The organism is Emticicia sp. BO119 (genome assembly GCF_013912375.1).
GTDB lineage: Bacteria > Bacteroidota > Bacteroidia > Cytophagales > Spirosomataceae > Emticicia.
This window is the reverse complement of record NZ_JACETV010000007.1, coordinates 69,949-93,444: the sequence shown is the minus strand read 5'-3', so window position 1 is coordinate 93,444 and position 23,496 is coordinate 69,949. Positions and strand designations below refer to the sequence as shown.

The following is a 23,496-nucleotide window of genomic DNA, read 5'->3' as shown; positions in this document are numbered from 1 at the left end:
CCCCGAAATCACTTGATTTCGGGGTGTTTTTTTGTTTTCTGATTTCAAATCATCAGAATATAATCAAAAACTTACTCCCCTCTCCCACCTTCGACGATACCTTCAGATTCCCGCCATGCATTTGCATTATTTGTCTTGATAAACTTAAGCCGATACCGGAGCCCTTCTTTTTGGTGGTGTAAAATGGAATAAAGATTTTCTCCAAAGCTTCTGGTTCAATACCACTTCCATTATCGGCAATCTCAATGATTCGCTGCTCGTCTATCTCATAAGTTCTGATTCTTATCTGCGGGTTTAATCGGTTTTCAACAGCCTCTACCCCATTTTTGATAATATTAATCAGTACCATTTCTATCTGCTCGGTATCAGCCAGTAATTCAAAATCTTCTTTGAAATCAGTTTTTAGCACTACATTCTTTTCTTTCAGTTGTGGTTGAACCAGATTCAATACCTGTGCTATCAGGTCTTTTGAGTTCGTCTCCTCAAATTTAGGTTTCGGAATACTCGTAAACTCTCGGTAAGCATTCACAAAGTTCATGATACCCTTACTTCTGTTTTCAATGGTATAGAGCGCTTCTTTCAAATCGCTTACGGTTTCATGAATCTCTTCTTTTGCAGCAAGGTCAAGTTCTATAATTTCACGCATGGTACTTGCTAATGACACAATAGGTGTTACCGAATTCATAATTTCGTGGCGTAGTACTTTAGTCAGATTTTGCCAGGCTTCCAATTCTTTCTGTTGTAATTCAGATTGAATATTCTGTAAAGAGATAAGCTTAATAACACGTCCACGAAGGCTTACAGTAGCCGCATTGATTGAAATCTGTTTTTCGTTAGAGGTCTGATACAAGGCTTTGCTGCCTGATGAAATACTTTTCAGAATATCAAATAAACCCGAATGGCTGGTTTTAGACAGCTCATTGATATTCCGCAGGCGATAAATATTAAGAATGCGAAAAGCAGCATTATTGATTAATTCTATATTACCCGATGAATCGTAAGAGAGAAGCCCTACGTTTACATGCTGAACAATAGTATTGATGTAATGTAGATTTGCCTCCTTTTCGGCACGAGCCTGACGAAAGGCTTCTAATACTCCATTAAACTGTTGATTTACTTCTTCAAAACTTTTGCCTAATTTATTATCTGAGCGAAACTTTACAGTGAAATCTGAATATCGTACTGATTCAAAAAAGCGGGCTAATTTACGATTGATAGAAGTTGTATAGGTGAAAATCCAGAAGAAAATAAGGGCTACTAAAATGCTAAACAAGCCCACAGCCGACCATTGACCTTGTAAGAAAAAATAAATCAGCCCCATCAGGATTATACTCATAATACCCACACGCCAGAGAATACCAATTGCAAAATGCCTCATGAATTTTAATTGCTTGTTTAACTGAAATTAAAAGAAAGCCAGGGTTTTAATCTTTTTGAAAATAAAACTATCTAAAATAAAGCCACAATTTGAAAAATCGTGATACAATACAAAAGAAATTTTCTCAAATTTCGTTAAATATTAGCTAAAACAATAATAAAATGATAACCAAACAACCAAATAAAAATTTCATCGCTATAATCCTTTTAGCTGCAGTGCTATCGGCCTGTTCTGCTTCAAGAGATTTCTTGTCAGACAATTTTGCTAAGGTAAAAAGTACCCATCAGCGAGTGGCTATTTTGCCTTTTGATGTGCAGTTTGAGAATCCTGCCAACCGTAAACCAGATGTCCGTGCCCAGAAGTTTTTCAGTCAGCAAGAACGTGAAGCAAGTCTGGATACCCAGAAAGAATTATTTGTCTATGCGGCTAAACAGATAGAAAAAGGCAGATATGAATTAGCCTTTCAGAATTTTACGCAGACCAATAAGATATTAGCCGAAAGCGGTATCAGATTAGAAGACATCAGTCAACAGGATAAAGGACATTTAGCCCGGCTATTAGGAGTTGATGCAGTTATATGGGGCCAATTGGGTATTACTATCACTCGCCAGAACCGTTATTCAATGATGCCTTCTTATATGGGCAATGATGGCGTATCGACCAATGTCAGTTTATTTGATGCGGCTAACGGCGAACTATTATGGAAAACCAATTTATCACAACGCCCAAACAGCCGCATGGATACACCACACCATATGTCGAGCCAGTTGATTGCGCAAGTGGCTAAACATTTGCCATATAAAGATAAATAAGTGGATTTTTAATGTAAAATTTTCTAATTTCGCACTCTCAAATTCCGCCTTGCCTTGATTAAGACAAGGCGGATAATTATTAATAATAGAAATTATAATATATATGGGAAGAGCGTTTGAATTTAGAAAAGCTCGCAAAATGAAGCGTTGGGGGCAAATGGCCAAAACATTTACCCGTATTGGTAAAGATATAGTTATTGCTGTAAAAGCAGCGGGGCCAGACCCTCACAGTAACTCTCGTCTTAGAGCGATTATCCAGAATGCCAAGGCAGCCAATATGCCTAAGGCAAACGTTGAAAATGCCATTAAAAAAGCATCCTCTAAAGATCAGGAAGACTATAAAGAGATGGTATATGAGGGCTATGCACAACATGGCATTGCGATTTTAGTTGAGTGTACTACTGACAACACCAATCGCTCGGTAGCCAATATCCGCAGTTATTTTTCAAAATGCGGCGGTAGCCTGGGGACATCGGGTATGTTAGATTTTATATTCGACAGAAAATCTGTTTTTAAAATTGCTAACAGCGACAAAATTGATGTAGAAGAATTAGAATTTGAACTGATTGACTTTGGTGCGGAAGAAGTGTTCTTAGATGAAGAAACCAATCAGATTAATATCTACGGTGAGTTTACAGCTTTTGGCGCAATTCAGAAATTCCTGGAAGAAAAAGGCTTTGAGCTATTACAAGCCGATTTCGAGAGAATACCGACTGATATGAAGACTATCTCAGAAGCGGAAGCGGCAGACGTAGAAAAACTGATAGAAAAATTAGAAGAGGACGACGACGTACAGAACGTCTATCATAATATGATAATCGCCTGATTTCACTTTCATTTATATTCGTCAGAATCCTGTAAAGATTCTGACGTTTTTTTATCTACCTCGCTTCTATACTATGCTTCATTTCCTGTACCCTTATATCCTGTTCTTTCTTATGCCATTATCCGATTATACAATCTCGCTATCAAAAAACGAATGGAAATCACTCGATCAGAAGTATTTCAGACATTCTACTGATGGTTTGCAAGCACCACAGGAAACTCTGGTAAAGTTGAAATATGATGAGGAATATTTATATGTAGATTTTGAATGCAGACAAAATCCCTACTGGAACGAGAATACCTACACAGTACATAATACAGAAATGTACAATCAGGAAGTGTTTGAGGTGTTTATAGCCGAAGGCACCGAAGTACCTGATCGTTATTTAGAGTTAGAAATCAACCCAAACAATGTACTATGGATAGGCAAAATACATAACCCAACCAAAGGACATGGGGGTGGCAATTCGGCTGATATGATCAGCTACGAAAATGCTGGCATCAAACATATGGTACACACAGAAGGCCAGACCTGGAGTGGCACCCTGCAAATACCCTTGACATTAATCGGCCCTGAGCAAACCAAAGATTACCGTGTTAATTTCTACCGCATTGTTTCACTACAATCACACAAAAACAAAGATTGGAAATGTAATCCAAAGGAATGTAATTTCCTGTGCTGGAGCCCAACCATGAGTGGTAAAATGCCTGCCTTTCATCGGCCGGAACATTTTGGAAAGATGCATTTTAAATAACATTACATACCATTTCTATAGAGACGTATTGCAATACGTCTCTACAAATCCCAGTAATTTAACACTACTACTTCTCCAATTTCTCAATAATATCCTTCGCACCCTTATTGGCAGGATCTAATGCCAAGGCCTTTTTATAATTCAATAGTGCGAGTTCATTATTTCCTTTATTCAGATATGCTTCGCCTAAACTGTCATAAACATTGCCCGATTGAGGGAAAAGTTTTACGTTTAGTTCGAATATTTTAATGGCATCATCCAGGCGTTTTTTGTTCATGAGTGTATAACCCAACATATTCAAATCATCTTCACTTTCAAAATTGAAATCCTTTGCTTGAGTAGCTTTTAAATGATTGTATTTCGCCAATATATCATCTATCGTATCAGTATCCAGCGTTTTTCGCAATACCGCTAACAAAGATTTTTTTGGCATCCGGTAAGGCTTACCTTTCAGAATATTATAAATGGCGTCTTTTATATCAAACACTTTATTATTCATATTGTTGGTCAGCAATATGACACTAATCTCTTCTGCCGGGGCGATATACATATATGCTTCAAAATCAGCACTTGAGCCATGATGCATATGTTCTCTGATAACATCACCGTCCATACTTCCACCACCCAGACCTGATTGTCTATTTGGGGCAAAAGGCATTAGTATTTCTCTGAAAGACTCTTTATTAATTAATTTGAAAGCATGCAAACATTGTGTCCAGGTATATAAATCCTGTGCGGTTACCGATGTCCATCCTGTCATATTATAAATATATTGCCTTGGCGATTGCACCAGCTCATTATTAAATGAAACAGCTACGTTTGAGCCTCTCATATCAGGGTCAACAACAGATGATTTCATGCCACAAGGTTGAAGCATATACTTTTCAACAAAAGTATGAAAGGGCATTCCGCTAACTTTCTCAATGATACGTCTTTGCAGGAATACATTGCTATTGTTATACGCATAGTTAGTACCGGGTTTAAATAGCAGGGTATCAATCTTTTTCATACCATTATAAATATCAGTATCATTCTTCACCACAGCCCATTTAATGTCTGGCAAACCACTATTGTATTGCAACAGGTTTTTGATACTTATTTTATCTGACCACGCAGGTAAATCGCTTAAATACTTTGATACTTTATCGTCTAAACTCAATTTCCCTTGCTCTTTCAGCATCATAATACCTACTGCATTGAACTCTTTGCTGATAGAACCGATGTTGAACAAATAAGATGAATTGAGTTTTGTCTTTTTACTGGCATCAGTATATCCCAAAGAGGCTTCATAAACAGTTTTACCTTTTTCAATCACTAATACATTTCCATTAAAAATACCCAATTGAAATGCTGTCTGCATCACCCCATCAATTTCTTTCGCTTGTTTACTTTGAGCTGATAGATGAGTGATGGTGAACAAGGTAAAAGCAATAGCTATGAGGATTTTTTCTTTACTTTTCATTTATTTGGTTAAAATTTATTAAATCAAACAATTACATAGTCTTTTAATAGACAATCAAGTTATACATTCATTTCAAAAAACCTTAATAAACAATTATATCTTTATCCGTAGAAACTACTTTCTTATACGGATTATTAAGAAACTGATTAATAAAGCTATCTCCTTCTCGTCTGATTAATGGTCCATGTGAACGCCCTTTAAACAGCACCCGCTGACTATTAGGCATAAAATGATAGAACATATCATTATAAATCGGTCGCGTTGCCGGGTCTGTATCTCCTGCCCCTAACAGTACAGGCACTTTAGAGTAAAACGGCATTTTTGTTTCGGCAGCAATAGGCGGTACTTTCCAGCAATCACACATACTCCGATACACATCATTTACATAATAGTTAGCACCTTTCATATAAGGGTATAACTGATATTGCTGTTTAATAATAATATCACGTGCAAAAGCCATTTTATCTGAACAATATACTGATAAACGCATCCCCGATGGCCCACCACCCCCAAAAATACCATCCAGAAACTCTTTCATATATACCTGATGATGCCCTTGTATCATCTCAGAAACCATAAAGGGTATCTCTTTTAAACGTCCGAAATCAAAAAGCGTGCCTTCCAGATACCCAATCAACTCGCTTTGAGAATAGTGGATGGTCAGGCTATCTTTTGTATCTTTAGGCAGATATTTAATAGTAAAGTCTTTACCTGTGATAGCCGTAAAATATTGCTTGAAATTATCCTTTAACTTTCCATACGGCAATTTTGCTATTGTATCGGCCTCATATTTAGTCAAGACCGTAATCAGTGCCTCATTAAAGTTAGCTAATTCTTCTTCATCAATATTAACAAATTCAGGTAATGGAGAATCTAAGATTAAGGACCTGATGCCCGATGGATAATTTTTCAGAACCGTTGGCATAAGCCCACCGCTATAGGAAATCCCAAACAGGTTTAAGGAATCAATTTTCAAAGCTTTGCGTAAATCTTCAATATCTGCTGCACTTTCAACAGTATTATAGCCCGATAGGTCTATACCTTGTGCCACTAATTTGGCTCTGCATTGCTTAACTCCTACCAATATCATACTGTCTTTAGGAAGATTATACCGAAAGGCTTTTTTTAGTGCCTCACCTATTTCATTACAATCCAGATTTGGTACAGCAAAGTGGGTTCCTCTTTGTTCAAAGGCAATCAAATCACGGTCTTTAATCAAAGAACGGTGATGAGCAGACTGAACAAACCCCAATGAACTACTACCCGGGCCACCGCCCGTAAAAAGCACCGGGTCTTTCTTTTTGTTTGGATTATTACTTTCGGCAATGGCAAAAGGTAGTTTGATTGTCTTTCCGGTTGGCTTATTTCTGTTTTCAGGAACAATCAGATAACCGCACACCGTTTTCAGGCTGCTATCAGCCTTAAAGGTACAAGGGCAAGACTCTATTTTTGGGGTATAAGCAGGTCTCTTTTGGGCAAATGCTCCATTAAGCGAAAAGAGTACTAAAGTGAGGATTGAAAACTTTTTCATGAATATTAGTCTTATTTTTCAGCAAAGCTATGGGCTTTTATAGGCAAAACTTAGTAAAAAATGGACAATTCAGGCGAGATTATCAATTAATTTTCGTCCTGTAAACTTCACTACATCTTTATGAAAATGACTCATGTCATAATAGCCAAAATCATAAGGGCTAAAATCTGATTGAGTCACATAATTTAGTAAAGCATTGCGTACTCTTAACGTAGAAAAGTAGTTTTTAGGCGTGGTACCTACTACCTGATTAAAATAACGATAGATGGTTTTATTAGTGGCAAATACCTCTCTGGCTATTTCGTTAGTATTATACTCCATATTGCTCCTATGGTAGGCTTCAATAGCTTTTTGTACCGTTCTGAACTGATGTGCCTGCGCAATCTGTTGTTGCCATTGCACGAGCAAGAAATGCTGTAAGAGGTTTACCCGCTCTTCAAAATTATCTACCCTTTTGATTTGTTGTATCAACAGGGGAGGTAGAATCGTAGCCAGATTAATGAGGTTATCTCCAAGAACGCTTTGTTTAATTCCGAAAACAGCCTCGAAGCCTCCGGGAGAAAACTTAACCGTAAAAATATGATCGGTTGGCAGGTTATATCTTTCAACAATAGAGTTTCTTAAAAGCAGGACATCATCGTCGGCCTTAATTGAGTAGTGTTTATTCCCAATCAATAATTGATACGGTGAGCCTAAGTTAAACCAGAAAGTGGGTGTCCAGCTCGGAAAAAGTTTGACATTGAAATGCTGGTCAATAATGTATTCACGCGTAGCTTGCGGAGAAGATTCTGAAAAAAATTCGATATACGCTGCCAACTCTCCACACGGAGGCTGATATTGGTATATCTTATGTATATTATCAAAAATCTCAACCATTTATCTATTAGTTACTACCAAGCATTTTTCCCATTTCCTCGCCCATTTTTTTCATACGGGCATAGTTCTCGTATGAATTCTTCGATTTATCCAATTCTATTTTCAAATTGCCCGGATACATCTTTATGTAAAAATTCATTTTATTGTCCAAGGCAATAGTACCATCTATTCTTGAATTTTCAAAGGAAAAATCTCCGCCGTTTTCTAATTTACTGTCCAGATATCGCTGTACCTCTTTAGTTCTGTCTTTAGGAAAATGAGCCGAGAATTTATAAAAATCATTGGTCTCACTATGTTTGATAGAAATATCGCCTCTATGGCCGCATGAAGAGAAAATGCCTACAGATATTACAGTAATAAGGACTAAATTAAATAGCTTTTTCATAATTATTAAGGCTTTAACGGTTTTAAATTCGTTTCAACAATACAAATATAGGGCGATAAAAGATACATTGTTATACATAGTACCTTGTTATTACCAAAATTTATACAAATGGTAATAAGATTGGATGAATGGTGATTTTTAAGGTCGAGCTTTATCCGGCGTTGGAATGATAAAAGTATCAGTGAATAAAGTGCGAACCGTATTTTCTGACATTAGATATTTACAAGCAAAAAAAGTTGCTAAATAGTACTGTTTTTTTCTAAATCATTCAGAAATTGCCCTACCTGCTGAGGCCTTTGAAACACCAGTACTTTGCTATGAGAGCCATATTGTGCTATTTTCTTTAAAATTATCGAACGGTAAGAATGCCTGAAACCGATAATCCAGCTGAGAAACTCCCAGTCTAATTTTTCAGGGCACCCCTCTGTCATATCAGGGCGGGTAGTACCACGATATTCAAAATACCTTTTTATTACGCGTCGTAAACAAATTAAGGTAGAGAAGTCTAAGAAAATAATCGTATCAGCCGCTTCAAAACGTCTCTGCATTGTACTTTGATAATTGCCGTCAATAATCCATTCTTTTTGTCTGGCTACCTCTTCCAGTATCTTCCGCTCTTCTTCTTTAGGTCGCATTTCCCAGCCTGGTTGCCAGAATTCCTTATCTAAATGAATCACAGGTAAGTGCAGGATTTCTGATAGCTGACGTGCTAAAGTAGATTTACCTGCACCTCCACAACCTACAATAACAATCCTTTTCATGAGTGTAAGCATTAAATACGATAGACAAATTTACGGCATTCTCATATAAGTTTCATCAAATTATCCGGCTTGTCCATCTTTCTGTAACATAGATTTACTCCGCAAAAATCTGTATTCGTCGGAAATTGTTACTGCTCAGTACGGTATTTGGATAGGTTTGTGGCATCATTTAAACGAATCAGCACATGAACAAGCTATTACCTTATATCCTATTCCTTTTTTTTCTGATACCTCAATTATTCGCCCAAACCATTATAAAAGGACGGGTAACAGATAAAAAAGGTGAAGCCCTACCCGGTGCCAATGTATTCATCAAAGGAAGCTATGATGGTGCCTCAAGCGATGCTGAGGGCAATTTCAGTTTCAGAACCAGCAGAAAAGATACGGCTACCATTGCTGCCAGTTTTGTAGGGTATGAAAATTATATGCAGAAAATTACCTTAAATAATGCTACGCTTGAACTCACCATTAAAATGCAGGAGACCATGAATGTGCTGAACACCGTAACTATTACAGCAGGTACATTTGAGGCATCTGACAGCAAAAAGATGGTGATGCTCAAACCACTTGATATTGTTACAACTGCCGGTGGTGGGGCTGATATTACAGCCGTAATGCAACTATTACCGGGGGCACAACGTGTAGGCGAGCAGGAGGGTTTATTTGTAAGAGGTGGCTCTGCCAACGAAACCAAAACGGTGATTGACGGCATGATTGTTCAGAATCCGTTTTTCAGTAGTACGCCTGATGTACCTCAGCGAGGGCGTTTCACCCCCTTTATGTTTAAAGGCACTGCTTTTAGCACAGGTGGTTACTCGGCACAATATGGTCAGGCACTTTCATCGGTATTACTACTGAATACCAGAGACAAAACTGACGATGCGAGTGGCTGGAATATCGGGGCTAATCTGGCAGGAATGGGGGCTACTTATACACACAAAGGAAGTATATCCGGCTCGGTCTATTACACCAACCTGACTCCCTTTTTCAATCTGATGAAATCAAATCTCCTGTTTGATAAAGCGCCACAAGGTATGAACACTTCATTGACAATTACTGAAAATCTTACCAAAAACAGTAGCCTGAAACTCTATGGTACATATTCAGATAGCCAGTCGGCCATGTCATTCCCGTCTTATGAGGAAGTCGGTACACATTATCGCTTCGATTTAAAGAACAAGAATGTATTTACGAATGGCACATATCAGGTGAATTTTGATGAAGGAAGATGGATATTGCTGACAGGCTTATCGTACAGCCATAATACGGATCAAATAAAGATAAGTGATGATAACGGAGACAGATTAGACCAACGCACACAGGTACGTGCCGTAATGACAAGGCTTTTCGGTAAGAACAACGCCAGTTCGGTTTTATTCGGGGCAGAGTTTCATGCTATCAGAGTCGGGAATATCTATAACCAGTATAATTTCAGATTAAATGATAATTATAGTGCCGCTTTTGTAGAAACAGAGGTATATCTGACACCAAAATTAGCCGGAAGATTTGGCATGAGAACCGAATATACCAGCGTAATCAGCAAAGCCAATATTGCACCCCGTATCTCATTAGCTTATAAAACCGGACAATACAGTCAGATATCATTAGCGGCAGGGCAGTTTTATCAGACACCTGAGAAAAACTATTTGTATCTGAATCAGCAATTAGGGTATGAATTGGCCAATCACCTGATTCTGAACTATCAGATTATTAAAAACGACCGCACTTTCAGAATAGAAGGGTTTAAGAAAGATTATAAAGACTTAGTTGTTGAACATTCGACTTATTATGACCCGAACCCCTATCGTTTCCCGACCGGGCCGACGGATAATAGCGGTAAAGGCTATGCACAAGGTTTCGATGTGTTTTTCAGAGATAAGAAGAGCATTAAAAACGGTGAATTCTGGCTGACTTATTCGTTTTTGGATACTGAGCGTTTGTTCAGAAATTATCTGAAAGAAACTACCCCCACCTTTGCTTCCAAATACAATGTGAGTGTGGTATATAAACAGTTCTTTGAGAAAATCGGCACGAATGTAGGTGTTACCTTTACCCATACAAGCGGACGCCCGAACTATGATTTTGCTACTACATCCTTTACACCAGAATACACCAAACCGTATCAGAATGTAAGCTTATCAGCCAGCCATATCCGCACTATCAAAGGCAATTTTGTGGTATTCTATGCTACGCTTGATAACGTATTTGCCCGCAAAAATGTATTCGGTTATCGTTATTCGGCTGATGGCAAGCAACGTTTTGAGGTGATTCCGCCGATGTACCGGACTTTCTTTGTGGGAATATCTATCAATTTATCAAAACAATTGACCAAGCCAAAGGAAGCGGATTTGGATAATTTGTAAAGAATGAGTGAGCTTGTCACGGCTATACTCGTCCGAGAAAGGCCGTGGCAAGCTTACCTTGAACATTGAATCTAATTTTAAGGATTGTATTATATACGTATAAAAAAGAATAACCTTTGGCGTCAAAACTAAGCGTGACACGTTGTGAAATCAAAACCCACTCCCATAAACCACCCTCCCCTTCAAATCCTCCAGACTTACTTTATCCACTTCACAAATGCCATTAGAAGTAAAACCTATCCCTGCTATCAGGCCGAGGGATTGTTCATAAGGTTTTTCAAAAATCTTTTTATGGGCTAAATAGATGGTTACATTTTTATTGATAACCCGTATCTCTAAATCCTGCCATTGCATCAAATCACAACCGAAGGGGGATAAATCTGTGGTTTTGCCTCGTATCTCATGCTCACTGATTTTGGCATTTATCTCACCGATACAGCCCGGAGTTGTGTTGGTGAAATACATGAAAGAATTCTCGCAAAAGACCTCTGTCATTATCCAGGGGCAAAGCGTATTTTTAATTTTGCGTAAGCGGAATCGTGCTTTATAGCTAAAGTTATCTCCTGCTACCTCCATCAGTTTCGGGCAGAAAGTATAAAAATAAATCTGGTCTTTCTGAAAATCGATATTATTGTCTTCAATGGCTTCGTCGGTTACCCCTAATACCCCATCATGTATAGCATTGCCTTTACTAAAATATTGGGGTCTAAGTTCTGTAAAACTGGCTTTACTATAGCAAAACCAGTCTTTGGCCGTAATATTTACACCTATCTCTTTCAGTACCTTGCCATTGGCAATCAGTTTAGCTTTATGGTAGCCCGGCTCATAATAAATATCTGTGAGTGTATGGCTGTTTTTTAAAATACCAATTTTAGTCCGCTCATTCCACGATTGCTGAAAATGAAAGCTATCTGCTTCTACTTTGTCAATATTATAATTAAAAACCACGCTATTCGGGATATTCTGTGAGCTTGTCTGCTTTGCAGAAAACTGAATATTATCTGCGGCATTCTGTGAACCCAATAAAGGTGTTTTCAATAAAAAAGCGATAATAATAATCAATACAACTAAACCTACACCTATCCATGCTTTAGAACGGCTATTTGTTTGATTAGATGGGGGTTGTATTTCATCGGTAAGGGCAGATACTGGATTTTCCAGGAGTTTCCGGGTCTTGAAATCGTGCCAACCTGTATAACCGATAAAGATGGTAAGGGCATTGAGCGTAGAAGTTTGTGGCAGTCTGTCGAACTGTCCGTTCAGGATACGCTTGAGCGTTGACAGACTGATAAGAATCTTTGTTCTGGCTTCGATAGCCTCACTCAAATGCTCCATATCACGCTGCGACAACTTGATATGTTCGGCATAGCCCATTTGTTTTTTTAACTCAAGCAAACAGCGTTGCACCAGTTCTTTATCTTCTATCGGATTCATTTTGAACGTATTTTGACACGGATTGAACGGCTTTTGATTGTAAAAATACGATTTAAAATTTAGTTTTTTGTACTGTCGTCGACCTATGAAAAACCAACCCATTTAATCTCTGTTATGAAACCCTATTATAAAGTTATCCTGTTAACCGGATTTATTGCAGGCTCATTAGACCTTACCGGAGCAATTATTTCATCAACAATCATGAATGGCAAGTTTCCCAGCAAGATATTTCATTACATCGCCAGCGGGATATTTGGCAAAGAAGCCTTTAGCGGTGGAAATATCATGATTCTCTGGGGCTTACTGTTTCATTATATAATAGCCTATGCCTTTACTTTTTTCTATTTCTGGATTTTCCCCAGAATCGGTTTTTTGTCTGTTAACAGAATAGCCTCTGGCCTCTTATACGGCGCATTTGTATGGGTAATCATGAATCGTATCGTAGTGCCTTTGTCGAATGTTACCCGAGGACCTTTTAATATAACCCAAGCTGTTGTGGGCATGGTAGTCCTGATGTTGATGATCGGGCTACCTATTGCCTTCAATGCACATAAATATTATGCGGTTGAATAACCGCTCATACAGATTTATGAAAAAGCTTTTTGACGCATGCGGTCGGGTGCTTCACCAAACCACTTTTTGAATGAATGTATGAAGGCCGCAGGCTCGGAGTAGCCCAATACGTAAGATATATCGGTAATAGAGAACCGGTTGTGCCGAATGAGCAGATTGGAGATTTGTTTACGTAAGTCATCGGTAATTTGTCGGAAAGTAGTGTTCTCAGCAAGTAATCGACGTTGAAACGTGCGGGATGTAAGGTGGAATGCATCTGCTACACTGGCAAGGTCTGGTAATTCGGGCTTTGCCAAGTGTAGCGATGCTATTCTTACTTTATTCGCAAAACCTGTTTCTGTTTTCAAACCCTCTATCAGTTTCAGATATTCCGGTATAAGCACATCTAAATGTAATCTGCTTTTATCCTGCAAAGTCGCCTTTAAAATGGTAGGTGTAAAATTGACTGAATAATGAGTTGAAGCTTTCCAATCATCAGGATAATTTTTAGTAAAAAACGGAGAAGTTTTAATAATGCTTACTTCTTTGGTGGTCATCAGCGCAACTTCTCTGGCAATCACAGTCAGAATATTCTCTAAAATAATCCGATTGGCTTCTAACTGTTTATTGTCAATATTTAAGATAATACTTACCCAATCAGCATCAATACTTGTTTGGATATTCACAAACGGTAAAGTTGCATTCAGGTACATCTGCAAATAATAGAGTGCTTCTTCTGTCGTAGTAGCTTGTAATGATATTTGATAAATAAGCCCTAAAGCACCTAAATTCAGAAAATTGCCCAAACGAATACCTAATTCTTCTTCTTTTAACTGATTGGCAATGGTATCAATAACCGCGTAAAAATCTTCTTTGCTTATGGTTTCTGTTTCATCTAAAAAATTGGCCGGAGGTTTTGCCAATAAACTAATCAGTTCCTGTCGGGAGATTCCTCTCATGCTGGCATATTCTATCACATGGTGCAGGTGCAATGCTAATATTTTCATTTTGTCGTAAATTATCAATTCTGAGTCATAAGGCAAATCTACCTTTGTTTCATCATTAACCATTGATATAATATGACAACTTTAAAAAATGTATTGCTCATTAATGCCCTCAGCTCAGGTGTAACAGGTCTGTTATTGATAGAGTTTCCATCGTTCATAGCCCAATTCTTTGGCGTATCTCAAACCATGCCATTTAGGGCAACAGGTATTTTCCTGGTAGCTTTTGCCTTACTGGTCTATTATGCTTCACGCCAGAAGACTACTAACAAAACGCTGGTTCGGTGGATTATTGCTTTAGATCTCATGTGGGTAGCTGATAGCCTGATTGTAGTAGCAGGACAATTATTTGATTTTACGCTGATTGGCTATGCCATTACTTCGGCAGTAGGTTTATGGGTAGCCCTGATGGCTTTCTTACAGATAAAAGGATTGAAAGAAAAGCTTGTTTTGAAAGCAGACTGATTTGAATGGCGTAAACAGCATAAGAGGGGAAGCGGTTCCCCTCTTAAATTTACTCTCCTTCCGCTACTTTTCTCAATTCTTCCAATACATAGCCCCAATCACCTTCAGAACGTTCTAAAGCTGCTTCGTCTTTAAACCCATCCTGTGTGATAGTTAAAAGCGTTTCATTGCCTTGTTCTTCAACAGAATAGCTTATATTGGCATAGTTTTCCGGTTTGTCTTCTGTGCCGCTCAGGTTGCTCCAGTAATTATAGGTCAATGATTTTTCGGGTTCAAAAGCCAATACTGTTCCTTTGTCTTCATAGGGTTTATCATCCCACATACCCGAGAATACGATCGGACTACCGACTGACCAGTCAGTGCTGGTTTCTGTGCCAAAAAGATATTTTTTAATTTTCTCAGGATTAACCAATGCATCCCATACATCCACCTTTGATGCTTTGATTACAATCGTTTTTTTCAATTCTTTTGTCATAGGTCTTTCTGATTTATTTTTTTTACTTAACAGGTTCTCTTAATATAGTTCTTAACTTTTCGGGTGCGGTTGTGCGGAAATCTGAGAGATAGATTTCATGGTGCAACCCATTTTTTTGCAGTTGGTGGGCTTCTGAAAATTGTAGAATCTGTTGTAAGCTTTCCGGTTCTTTGTCAAAAGGCCCAACGTGTAACATTTGCACACATTTCCCCTCTTGCATTTCATAGAGTTCTACTTGTTTCACTAAAGCAATCTGCTTTTTTTCAGTTACTTCATCAGCTATTCGTTGAATAACTTCTGCGGTAACATATTCAGGTAAACGAATCAACATCCGGTAATACCACTCACTTCTGGGTATTTGCGTGGGCGCATAAGCCATTGATATAGCTTTGTATTGTGTTTCATCAAACCACCAGAGTCCCTCTAATTTTGCTACGACAAAATCCTGCTTTTGCGCTTTATACCAGAATTTTACACCATAAGCTGTCCCATACAAAGCCTGTAATGTAGATGCATAGTCTGGGTGAGAGGGGTCTCCTTTACCTGAAACTGACAGATACTTTGCGGCTTCTATTTCTACGAAAGCCGGTTTTGTTGTGGCCGTATAGTAAGCCTTATATTGTTTGCTTAAATCTAATTTTTCCATAAAATTTACCAAAGGAGGCATTTCGCCTCCTTTGTAGATAGTGTTTAGAAACTCTCATCAGCACTTGGGCCATAGCTACCCGGAATCGGAATGTCCAATAAGCGTAGATACACCCCTAATTGTGCTCTGTGGTGAATAATCTGGCTTAACGACATCCGCAATACATCAATCTTAGGCTCAACACTATAAATAGTGTCGCCGCTGCGGAGTGTCCAGTCTTCATCAAGCTTGTCGGCATATTCTTCTTTCAGGTATGCTCTGCCCTCTTCTAAATTTCTTTCAAAATAATCTAATAGGTCTCCGGTATTATTGACATTTTCTACCTGGTATGGGTTATGGGCAAAATCTAATTCATCCGTTGTGAGTGTCATTTTTATCCAGGATGGCAGCTCGGCAATGTGTGTGGCCAGGCGTTTGATTGTCATGCTTTTTTCGTGTGGTTTCCAGTCATACTTGTCGTTTGGAACAATCGCTAACATTTTGCGTGTGGCCTGAGCTTCCTGCTCCAATTGTCTTGAGAATTGCTGAATAATGGTCATATTTCGCTGTGTTTTAGTTTACCTTACAAAGTAAATTGGCCCCACTGACAACCCTATGTCAGTCGGTTTTTGAAATTTTTAAAATTTTCAGATTTTTTTTAGGAGGGGGATCTGATTGCAGATTTGCAGATATTATTCACTAATTTCACCGAATGAAACAGCCTGCTGTTGTGGTCGGTTTCTAAGAAAACAACGAAATAATTTATCTATATAAGCCGTACTCAAGCCCTGCAATGTATTCAAAAAAGCTATTTGTAGTTTTAGCCGGCAAATTCTATTGGCTGACATTGAAGAATGAACTATTAATAAGCCACGGGCAAATCATAATCATTAAGTTTGATATGATCAGATTTTCTAAAAGAAACACCCATATCACTTATACTACGAATGCGTGAAACCTTAAAGTCACGATATTCTTTACGCAGATGGCACCAGGCTATCATGTGCCAGCTAAAGGCATAAAAAACGAGCCCTATGGCTTCTACCTGTCGTCTGCTGACTTCTTCCTTATTATTTATGTACTCTATATCTAAAATATTTCTGGCAATAATTGCATTCTGTATAGTACTTAAATATTCAAAATCGTTATTTAGTCTTTGAGGTACCTGGAGTCTGATATTATCGGTTAGCAACTCTATTTTTTCTTTCTGACTGGTTCTTAGTACTGACTTTACTTTATTCAGGGCAGAAGAATAATGTTTTCTGATAGATTTATCGGCAAAGCCTGCGGTTACAGTTTCCATGAGTAAAAGTGCATTGGCTTCTTCAATACTGAATGCTACCGGAGGCAGAAAATATCCCGGAACAATAAAATAACCTTTCTGATTCTCAAAACTCACCGGAATACCCAATTCTCCTAAAGCCTTAATATCACGATAGACAGTACGGACACTGATTTCAAATTTTTCTGAGATACTTTCAGCACTCACAAATTTTCTGGATTGTAGTGTAGTTACAATAGCCATCAGGCGATCAATACGGTTCATGAGAAAAATCAGGAAGGTTTTGCTTCAAAATTAGTAAAGTATTTACTCCCGTAAAAGTCCATTTTACTCCCTCAAATCCGGTCTTCGTCAGAAACTCCTGTTTTATCCCTCCTGTACCTGATAATTTTGAATCGTCAATCAGGCACAAGACATCATTAATCATTTAAACACCATCAAAAATGAAACAAATTATTTTAACTATCAGCTTTTTATCTTTAATTTTCGTTAAAACTTTCGCTCAGAAAGCCGAGTATGTGGCAGCAATGGAAAATGCTATTGGTTTATTGAGCGAGGTTGAAAATATCGAAAATACCAAACAAGGTGTGAGTCAATTAGAACGCATTGCAACTGCCGAACCTAATGAATGGCTCCCGAATTATTGGGCTGCTTATGGCTTAGCCAATCTGACCTTTACTGAAACTGATGCCGACAAAAAAGATATGTTGTTAGACAAAGCAGACAAGTTTCTGGCTACTGCCGAAAAGCTACAAACGAATAACGATGAAATTGAAGTAATGAAGGCGTATCTGGCAGGTGCCAGAATGGCGGTAGCTCCACAAGATCGTTGGCAAAAATATGGGGGTATTGTGAGTACAGGGTTACAGAATGCCAATAAGCTGAATCCTGAAAACCCGAGAGCCAAATTATTGGAAGCTCAAGGAATTTTCTTTACACCAGAAGCCTATGGCGGTGGAAAAAAGAAATCAGTTCCTTTATTTGAAGAAGCACTTACAAAATTTGCCAGATTCAAACCGGCTTCGAGCATTGCGCCAAACTGGGGAGAAAGAGCAGCCAACTGGTTATTATCTCAAGCGAATTAAATTAAACCTTTTTTTATGAAAGAGACTTATGATTTATTAGGATACTCTGATCTTATTCAGAGAACTGACAATTACTTGAAAAGAAATTTTTTATTCATATTTATTTTAGGATTAGGGGCAGGTATAGGCAGGTTTATTCAGGAAGGAGGCCAAGGTGAAATATCTTCAATTGCAAAAGCAATTTTAGAAGTAGTTGTAAATGGAGCCAGATTATTAATTGTTTTAATCATTATTGGGCAAGGCTATGTACAGGCAGGTATCCGAAACTTTACAAATATATTTCGTCTGACAAAATCTGAATGGCTGGAGGTCTGGACTAATGTTAAATACAATCTATCTAATAACTTCATATCGCTTTTAGTCAATTTTATCATTTATATAGTAATTGCGGTTGTAGTTAATGTGGTATTATTTTCAATATTTGAATTTACGCCATTCGTAACGTGGTTAAAATCAGTCAATTTACTTAACCCTGCGGCATCAAAATGGCCGGTACTTTTATTCTTTAAAAACATTTCCATTATTCCGTTTACTCTGATTTTTGAGACACTCTTTGTGATATGGATTGTACAAAGAAATAAATTAATCAAGCCATGAATTATTTACCGTCAGAAATAAAGACTGTCTCTGCCGAAGGTATCAGAAACGTGCAGATAGAAACCATTACCGGAGGTATTGAACTCATGGGAAGCGATGAAGATCAGATAAGGATTGAGATATATGCCTCCAAACGACTCTTTATCAATTTCTTCAGAAAAGAAAGTGTTACCTCGGCAGAACTGGGATATGAATTGGTAAATATCTCGCAACAGAATGATTATTTAAGAATCGCTGCACACAACAATGGTTTCTGGAGATGGGATTGGTTAAGCTTTTTTCAGGTGTCTTTCCGTATTTTTCTTCCTAAAAATATCAATGCCATCATGACAACAACTGTTGGCGATATTGCTTTAAATAATCTTATTGGCAAGCAAACGCTTCGTACGGCTGTAGGAGATGTAAAGATTGCCAATTCGATTGGAGAGATACAAGGAAAGGCATCAGCAGGAAATATAAAAATAGGCAATTGCGATATAAAAGCCGACCTTTCAACCTCTGGTGGTAATGTGCTCATCCAGAATTCAAAAGGTGAGATTAACAGCAATACCAGTGGTGGAAATTTCAGACTGGAGAATTTCAGCGGAAAACTCTATACCAAAACCAGCGGGGGTAATATTAAAGCCTTTAATATTTCAGGTGAGTTCAAAACTTTTACATTTGGGGGTAATATCCGTCTGGAAAACATGCGAGGGAATATCAGTGCTTCTACCAAAGGTGGTAATATCAATATTCAGGCAACAGCCATTAACGAATACTTATGGTTAGAAACAAGTGGTGGTAATATCAAAGCACAATTGCCTTTGAGCCAGGGTCTACAAATTGAAGCAGATGGGTCAAATGTAAGAGCACCTGACCTACCCAATTTCCAGGGTAACAGACGGTCGGGCTTCATCCTTGGGAGTGTTAATGGTGGTGGCGCAAGTGTGAAACTAAAATCTTTTGGGGGTAATGTCAGAATCTATGCCCCCAAAGCTGAGCTTTTCCCGAACGTAGAAGACGAACTTAAAAAAAAACAATATAGCTGGGTAGACAGAATGAATGTAGAGAAAGCTCCTGATGCCAGTTCAAGGGCTTCTGTCAATGAAACACCTACACCCATTGCTGACACTCCAAGACCTCATTACAGAGAGCGGAACAATAGTTTCAGAACAAGCTTTAAAAATGCAATCAACCGGCTCAACCCACAATTTGTATTTTATACTTTGCTGTTTGCGCTGTTTCTTATTTATGGGTTGAACAGTATCTTATATTTTTCTTTAGAATTGCTGAACCCTACATCTTTAGAAGCAGAACAGAATAAGGCTGTTTTTTTAGCGAACCTCACTACCGGATTCTCCTGTTTTATTAGTCTGATGATTTTCATTCTGTTCATTGAACGGTTTCTGATGAAGAACTGGTCGAAATACATCATTCTGATAGTATTTACCTACTGTACTTTAACATTGGTACGGCTATTCCAGAAAGCTTTGTATTTAGTAGAAAATGATGGAGGCAAATACTGGACACACTATTGGAGAATCATGTCAGTAAAATACAACGAAACAAGCATTAGTAATCATAGCACACTTTATATATTGATTCCGATGATTGCCGTTTGCATTATTTTTTATAACTGGCAACGCTCTAAAGACCTTGACCGCAAAATTTCAGAACAGGAGTATCAATTACTGAATCTTGAAAAACTAAAAACCAAAGCACAACTAAATGCCCTTGAAGCCCGCATTAATCCACATTTTTTATACAATTCATTAAACAGTATCACTGGCTTGATTCATGAGGATCCTGATAAAGCCGAAGATATGACCATCCAACTGTCTAAATTATTTAGAGCAACCACAGGTCGTTCTGACAAGAGTTACCATACCATTGCCGAAGAATTAGATATCGTAAAATCTTATTTGTCTATTGAGCAAATGCGATTTGGTGACAGGCTTAAATACTCTATCCATTTAGAGTCCGGACTGGAAAACATCAAAATACCAAGATTTCTCTTACAACCTATTGTTGAAAATGCAATTAAACATGGCATCTCTAAAATTACAGAGCATGGTATTATTGATGTCAGAATTACGAAAGAGAACAACCTGGTAGCATTTCAGATACATGATAACGGCCCGGCTTTTAAAGAAGATTTGAGTGGAGGTTATGGGCTCAGGAGTATAAGTGATAAATTGCAATTGATTTATGGCAATGATGCCCACCTGCAAATTGAAAACAACGATTACAAATCCATTATTATCAAAGTTCCTGTTGAAACCTTGGATAAAATGAGTGTATAACCAATAAAATTGAAAGTTATGTTCAAGACTATATTAATTGATGATGAACCTCTTGCTATCAGCCGTTTGAAAAGACTGTTGTCGCATTACAGTTCTGTCATTACCATCATCGACGAAGCACACAACGGACAGGAAGGTCTGGAAAAAATTGAAGCGCAAAAGCCCGACCTGATATTTTTAGATATTGAAATGCCCCTCATGACAGGTTTTGAAATGTTATCAAGCCTATCTTATATGCCAAAGGTGATTTTCTCTACTGCCTACGACCAATATGCCATCAGAGCCTTTGAAGAAAACTCTGTTGACTATCTGTTGAAACCAATTGAATCGGAAAGACTGGAGAAAACCATAGAAAAACTAAAAAAATTAGACGATAAAAAAGAAGATAATTCGCTGAATGCCAATTTACTTCAATTGCTTGAGCAGTTTAAAGCTAAAGAAGATACCCAACGCACGCCAGCGCAAAAACAGACACCTGCCCATTCTATTTCTGTAAAGTCGGGTGAAAGAATATTGTTTATTCCGTTAACTGACATTAGTTATTTTGAAGCAGAAGATAAATATGTATTTCTGAATACTACCGATGGCAAGCAATATCTGACCAATTATACCATTACAAGCCTGGAAGAAAAACTGCCTGATCATTTCGTTCGGGTGAGCCGTTCCTCAATTGTTAACTCACATCTGATTAAGGAATTACAGAAGTATTTCAATGGTAAGTATTTAGTGGTAATGCGGGATACCAAGGCTACTAAAGTTGAAACAGGATCAACTTATGGGGATAATCTGAAACGATTGATGGAGATATAGTGTTGTGCGTAGTAGCACGGTTACGATGACCTTTGCAGATTTTCAATCATTGGCAATTCCCTGCTATCACAGCTGTAAATACACTTCCATTTTCCGCAGAGAATCCGACATTTAATTGCACGTAATTTCCACCCTGATAAATAACATTTGACGCATTGGGGATAGTATTTGTGCCCGTAGTACTTACAGAAACGGAGGCTTTTTGATTGCTGCTTACAGTGGCTGTAGGTGAAAGGGACAAAGGACAATTATTCTGTTTCAGGACAAGAATAAATTCATCGAAAACAAGGCTGGTAGCGGTAGAGGTGAGCGTGGTTCCAAAAAAATCTACGTCTTTCTGAAACAAGCCAATCACATATATATTTCCGGAAGCATCTGCATCTATCCCTTTACTTGTGCTTTGATTACCGCTTACGGTAGAGGCTGTATGCTTTTCCCATTGAAATACTCCTGTATTACTATATTTAGCTACCAACATATCTCCTGCAGAATTTACAGGAACAACCGTAGTGCCATCAAAATTCATTGTACCATACATTGATACAGCTATATAAACATTTTTAGAGGCATCTATAGCTACCCCATAAGAGTTTACCAAATGATTCCCATCGGGTGCTCCGGCTTGTTTTACCCACTGCAAAGTTCCTGCATTATTATAAGTAGCTACAAATAAGGCGTTTAGGCCTACTGCAGTCAGGATAGTTCCACCAAAATTAACCTGAGAAGTGAAACTCCCGGTTATATAAGTATTACCACTGGCGTCGGCTTTAATATCATTCGGAATACTAAAAGTGGTAGTATTGCTGGTAGCAGTAATGGGTTTAACCCATTGTAAAGCTCCATCTGTAATAGCATATTTTGCAATAAAAGCATCCCAATGTCCCGTACCCCCTGAAGCAGTGAGATCTGTTGCATCGAAACTGGTAGTTTTCTGAAAATCACCCGTTACAAAAACATAGGTAGAGCCATCTGTTGTAATGCTATAGGCATCATCGTTTGTGCCACTGCCACCAAATTGTTTCGCCCATTGCATATTTCCGGCACTATTATATTTGGCAAAAAAACCATCACGATTACCGATAGCATTCAGGGTAGTTCCTGAAAAGGTAATAGTAGAATTAAAATATCCGCACATATAGATATTTCCGGCGTTATCAGTCGTTACCGAAGTCGGCAAGTGATATTGCCCTGTTGACCCTCCTTCCTGCTTTATCCATTGCACAATCCCCTGATTATCAAATTTTATTAGAAATATGGATAAGTTATAAGTTGCCGTAACCGAAGTACCTGAGAAATTGACTGTCCCGGAAAAAGTACCAACAACCATGACATTTCCGGAAACATCAAGACATAGGCGCTTGGCAGAAATGCTATTCAAATTAGAAGATATAGTCATAGTTTTTACCCACTGCAAACCTCCCGAAGCATTGTACTTGGCAACAAAAGAAGCCCCAAAAGCATTTGATATGGTTGTACCGCCAAAATCCACATCTCCTCTGAAATTTCCTGCCACATAGGTATTCCCCTGTCCATCGGTAGCAACTCCTGCATCATATACATTTTTATTAGTTCCTGCAGTAAGCTTTCTTACCCAACTTAGTGTCTGCGCCGAAACAGCCTGCGTAATCAATACAAGTAAAAAAGAAGTAATCAGTTTTTTCATGGGCATCATTTTATCGTTTACAAAACTCCCAAAAAAAGCAATACTTGTAAATCCGTGAAATTCTGTATTTTATC

General features: G+C 38.1%; 23 protein-coding genes. 10 read left to right on the top strand and 13 right to left on the bottom strand.

The genetic code is table 11. The features are described 5' to 3' along the window. Nucleotides 1-52: 52 nt before the first annotated feature. Nucleotides 53-1,378: a PAS domain-containing sensor histidine kinase gene (locus H1R81_RS20815; protein ID WP_181842680.1), complete on the bottom strand. Its 1,326-nt coding sequence runs from the start codon at nt 1,376-1,378 to the stop codon at nt 53-55. A gap of 161 nt (nt 1,379-1,539) precedes the next feature. Here H1R81_RS20815 and H1R81_RS20810 point away from each other — a divergent pair, with 161 nt between their 5' ends. The 3 genes from H1R81_RS20810 to H1R81_RS20800 all read left to right on the top strand — a co-directional run bounded on the left by H1R81_RS20810 (nt 1,540) and on the right by H1R81_RS20800 (nt 3,770). Continuing rightward, a complete protein-coding gene (locus H1R81_RS20810) occupies nt 1,540-2,190 on the top strand; it encodes a hypothetical protein (protein ID WP_181842679.1) in 651 nt (216 codons plus the stop codon). A 103-nt stretch (nt 2,191-2,293) separates the two neighbouring features. Continuing rightward, on the top strand, nt 2,294-3,016 hold the full coding sequence (locus tag H1R81_RS20805; protein WP_181842678.1) for a YebC/PmpR family DNA-binding transcriptional regulator: 723 nt from the start codon (nt 2,294-2,296) through the stop codon (nt 3,014-3,016). Nucleotides 3,017-3,089: 73 nt separating this feature from the next. Further along, on the top strand, nt 3,090-3,770 hold the full coding sequence (locus H1R81_RS20800; protein ID WP_181842677.1) for a carbohydrate-binding family 9-like protein: 681 nt from the start codon (nt 3,090-3,092) through the stop codon (nt 3,768-3,770). Nucleotides 3,771-3,837: 67 nt separating this feature from the next. On the opposite strand, the gene H1R81_RS20795 is transcribed toward H1R81_RS20800, so the two are convergent. The 5 genes from H1R81_RS20795 to H1R81_RS20775 all read right to left on the bottom strand — a co-directional run bounded on the left by H1R81_RS20795 (nt 3,838) and on the right by H1R81_RS20775 (nt 8,785). After that, the gene (locus H1R81_RS20795) at nt 3,838-5,232 is read right to left on the bottom strand and encodes a serine hydrolase domain-containing protein (protein ID WP_181842676.1); all 1,395 of its coding nucleotides are present in this window, start codon (nt 5,230-5,232) and stop codon (nt 3,838-3,840) included. Nucleotides 5,233-5,314: 82 nt separating this feature from the next. Continuing rightward, a complete protein-coding gene (locus H1R81_RS20790) occupies nt 5,315-6,763 on the bottom strand; it encodes an alpha/beta fold hydrolase (RefSeq protein ID WP_181842675.1) in 1,449 nt (482 codons plus the stop codon). Between the two features lie 69 nt (nt 6,764-6,832). Then, nucleotides 6,833-7,639 (bottom strand): AraC family transcriptional regulator, encoded by an 807-nt coding sequence (locus tag H1R81_RS20785; protein ID WP_181842674.1) that lies wholly within the window; start codon nt 7,637-7,639, stop codon nt 6,833-6,835. A gap of 7 nt (nt 7,640-7,646) precedes the next feature. Further along, nucleotides 7,647-8,024 (bottom strand): hypothetical protein, encoded by a 378-nt coding sequence (locus tag H1R81_RS20780; protein ID WP_181842673.1) that lies wholly within the window; start codon nt 8,022-8,024, stop codon nt 7,647-7,649. Nucleotides 8,025-8,263: 239 nt separating this feature from the next. Then, nucleotides 8,264-8,785 (bottom strand): DNA topology modulation protein, encoded by a 522-nt coding sequence (locus tag H1R81_RS20775; protein WP_181842672.1) that lies wholly within the window; start codon nt 8,783-8,785, stop codon nt 8,264-8,266. A 185-nt stretch (nt 8,786-8,970) separates the two neighbouring features. Between H1R81_RS20775 and H1R81_RS20770 the strand changes: the two genes are divergently transcribed. Beyond that, a complete protein-coding gene (locus tag H1R81_RS20770) occupies nt 8,971-11,148 on the top strand; it encodes a TonB-dependent receptor (RefSeq protein ID WP_181842671.1) in 2,178 nt (725 codons plus the stop codon). Nucleotides 11,149-11,298: 150 nt separating this feature from the next. Here the strand turns inward: H1R81_RS20770 and H1R81_RS20765 are convergent, their stop codons facing one another. Continuing rightward, nucleotides 11,299-12,582, bottom strand: coding sequence for a hypothetical protein (locus H1R81_RS20765; RefSeq protein ID WP_181842670.1), 1,284 nt, complete (start codon nt 12,580-12,582; stop codon nt 11,299-11,301). A gap of 114 nt (nt 12,583-12,696) precedes the next feature. Here H1R81_RS20765 and H1R81_RS20760 point away from each other — a divergent pair, with 114 nt between their 5' ends. Continuing rightward, on the top strand, nt 12,697-13,155 hold the full coding sequence (locus H1R81_RS20760) for a hypothetical protein (protein WP_181842669.1): 459 nt from the start codon (nt 12,697-12,699) through the stop codon (nt 13,153-13,155). 14 nt (nt 13,156-13,169) lie between these two features. On the opposite strand, the gene H1R81_RS20755 is transcribed toward H1R81_RS20760, so the two are convergent. Then, nucleotides 13,170-14,141 carry an AraC family transcriptional regulator gene (locus H1R81_RS20755; RefSeq protein WP_181842668.1) on the bottom strand — a complete coding sequence of 324 codons (972 nt, stop codon included), beginning with the start codon at nt 14,139-14,141 and terminating at the stop codon, nt 13,170-13,172. A gap of 72 nt (nt 14,142-14,213) precedes the next feature. Between H1R81_RS20755 and H1R81_RS20750 the strand changes: the two genes are divergently transcribed. Further along, nucleotides 14,214-14,603 (top strand): hypothetical protein, encoded by a 390-nt coding sequence (locus H1R81_RS20750; RefSeq protein ID WP_181842667.1) that lies wholly within the window; start codon nt 14,214-14,216, stop codon nt 14,601-14,603. A 49-nt stretch (nt 14,604-14,652) separates the two neighbouring features. On the opposite strand, the gene H1R81_RS20745 is transcribed toward H1R81_RS20750, so the two are convergent. The 4 genes from H1R81_RS20745 to H1R81_RS20730 form a co-directional block, all read right to left on the bottom strand. Then, the gene (locus H1R81_RS20745) at nt 14,653-15,078 is read right to left on the bottom strand and encodes an SRPBCC domain-containing protein (protein WP_181842666.1); all 426 of its coding nucleotides are present in this window, start codon (nt 15,076-15,078) and stop codon (nt 14,653-14,655) included. Between the two features lie 22 nt (nt 15,079-15,100). Continuing rightward, the gene (locus H1R81_RS20740; RefSeq protein ID WP_181842665.1) at nt 15,101-15,724 is read right to left on the bottom strand and encodes a GyrI-like domain-containing protein; all 624 of its coding nucleotides are present in this window, start codon (nt 15,722-15,724) and stop codon (nt 15,101-15,103) included. A gap of 44 nt (nt 15,725-15,768) precedes the next feature. Next, nucleotides 15,769-16,263 carry a DinB family protein gene (locus H1R81_RS20735; RefSeq protein ID WP_181842664.1) on the bottom strand — a complete coding sequence of 165 codons (495 nt, stop codon included), beginning with the start codon at nt 16,261-16,263 and terminating at the stop codon, nt 15,769-15,771. Nucleotides 16,264-16,565: 302 nt separating this feature from the next. After that, entirely contained in the window at nt 16,566-17,249 is a 684-nt protein-coding gene (locus H1R81_RS20730) for a YafY family protein (protein WP_181842663.1), read from the bottom strand. A 179-nt stretch (nt 17,250-17,428) separates the two neighbouring features. Between H1R81_RS20730 and H1R81_RS20720 the strand changes: the two genes are divergently transcribed. Genes H1R81_RS20720 through H1R81_RS20705 form a run of 4 tightly spaced genes read left to right on the top strand, consistent with a single transcriptional unit; the run spans nt 17,429 to nt 21,759 of the window. Continuing rightward, a complete protein-coding gene (locus H1R81_RS20720; protein ID WP_181842661.1) occupies nt 17,429-18,070 on the top strand; it encodes a hypothetical protein in 642 nt (213 codons plus the stop codon). A 15-nt stretch (nt 18,071-18,085) separates the two neighbouring features. Continuing rightward, nucleotides 18,086-18,667: a hypothetical protein gene (locus H1R81_RS20715; protein ID WP_181842660.1), complete on the top strand. Its 582-nt coding sequence runs from the start codon at nt 18,086-18,088 to the stop codon at nt 18,665-18,667. Further along, nucleotides 18,664-20,949 (top strand): histidine kinase, encoded by a 2,286-nt coding sequence (locus H1R81_RS20710; RefSeq protein ID WP_181842659.1) that lies wholly within the window; start codon nt 18,664-18,666, stop codon nt 20,947-20,949. The genes H1R81_RS20715 and H1R81_RS20710 overlap by 4 nt, the downstream gene beginning before the upstream one ends. An 18-nt stretch (nt 20,950-20,967) precedes the next feature. Then, nucleotides 20,968-21,759: a LytTR family DNA-binding domain-containing protein gene (locus H1R81_RS20705; RefSeq protein ID WP_181842658.1), complete on the top strand. Its 792-nt coding sequence runs from the start codon at nt 20,968-20,970 to the stop codon at nt 21,757-21,759. 46 nt (nt 21,760-21,805) lie between these two features. Here the strand turns inward: H1R81_RS20705 and H1R81_RS20700 are convergent, their stop codons facing one another. Next, on the bottom strand, nt 21,806-23,422 hold the full coding sequence (locus H1R81_RS20700; RefSeq protein WP_181842657.1) for an SBBP repeat-containing protein: 1,617 nt from the start codon (nt 23,420-23,422) through the stop codon (nt 21,806-21,808). Nucleotides 23,423-23,496 lie beyond the last annotated feature (74 nt).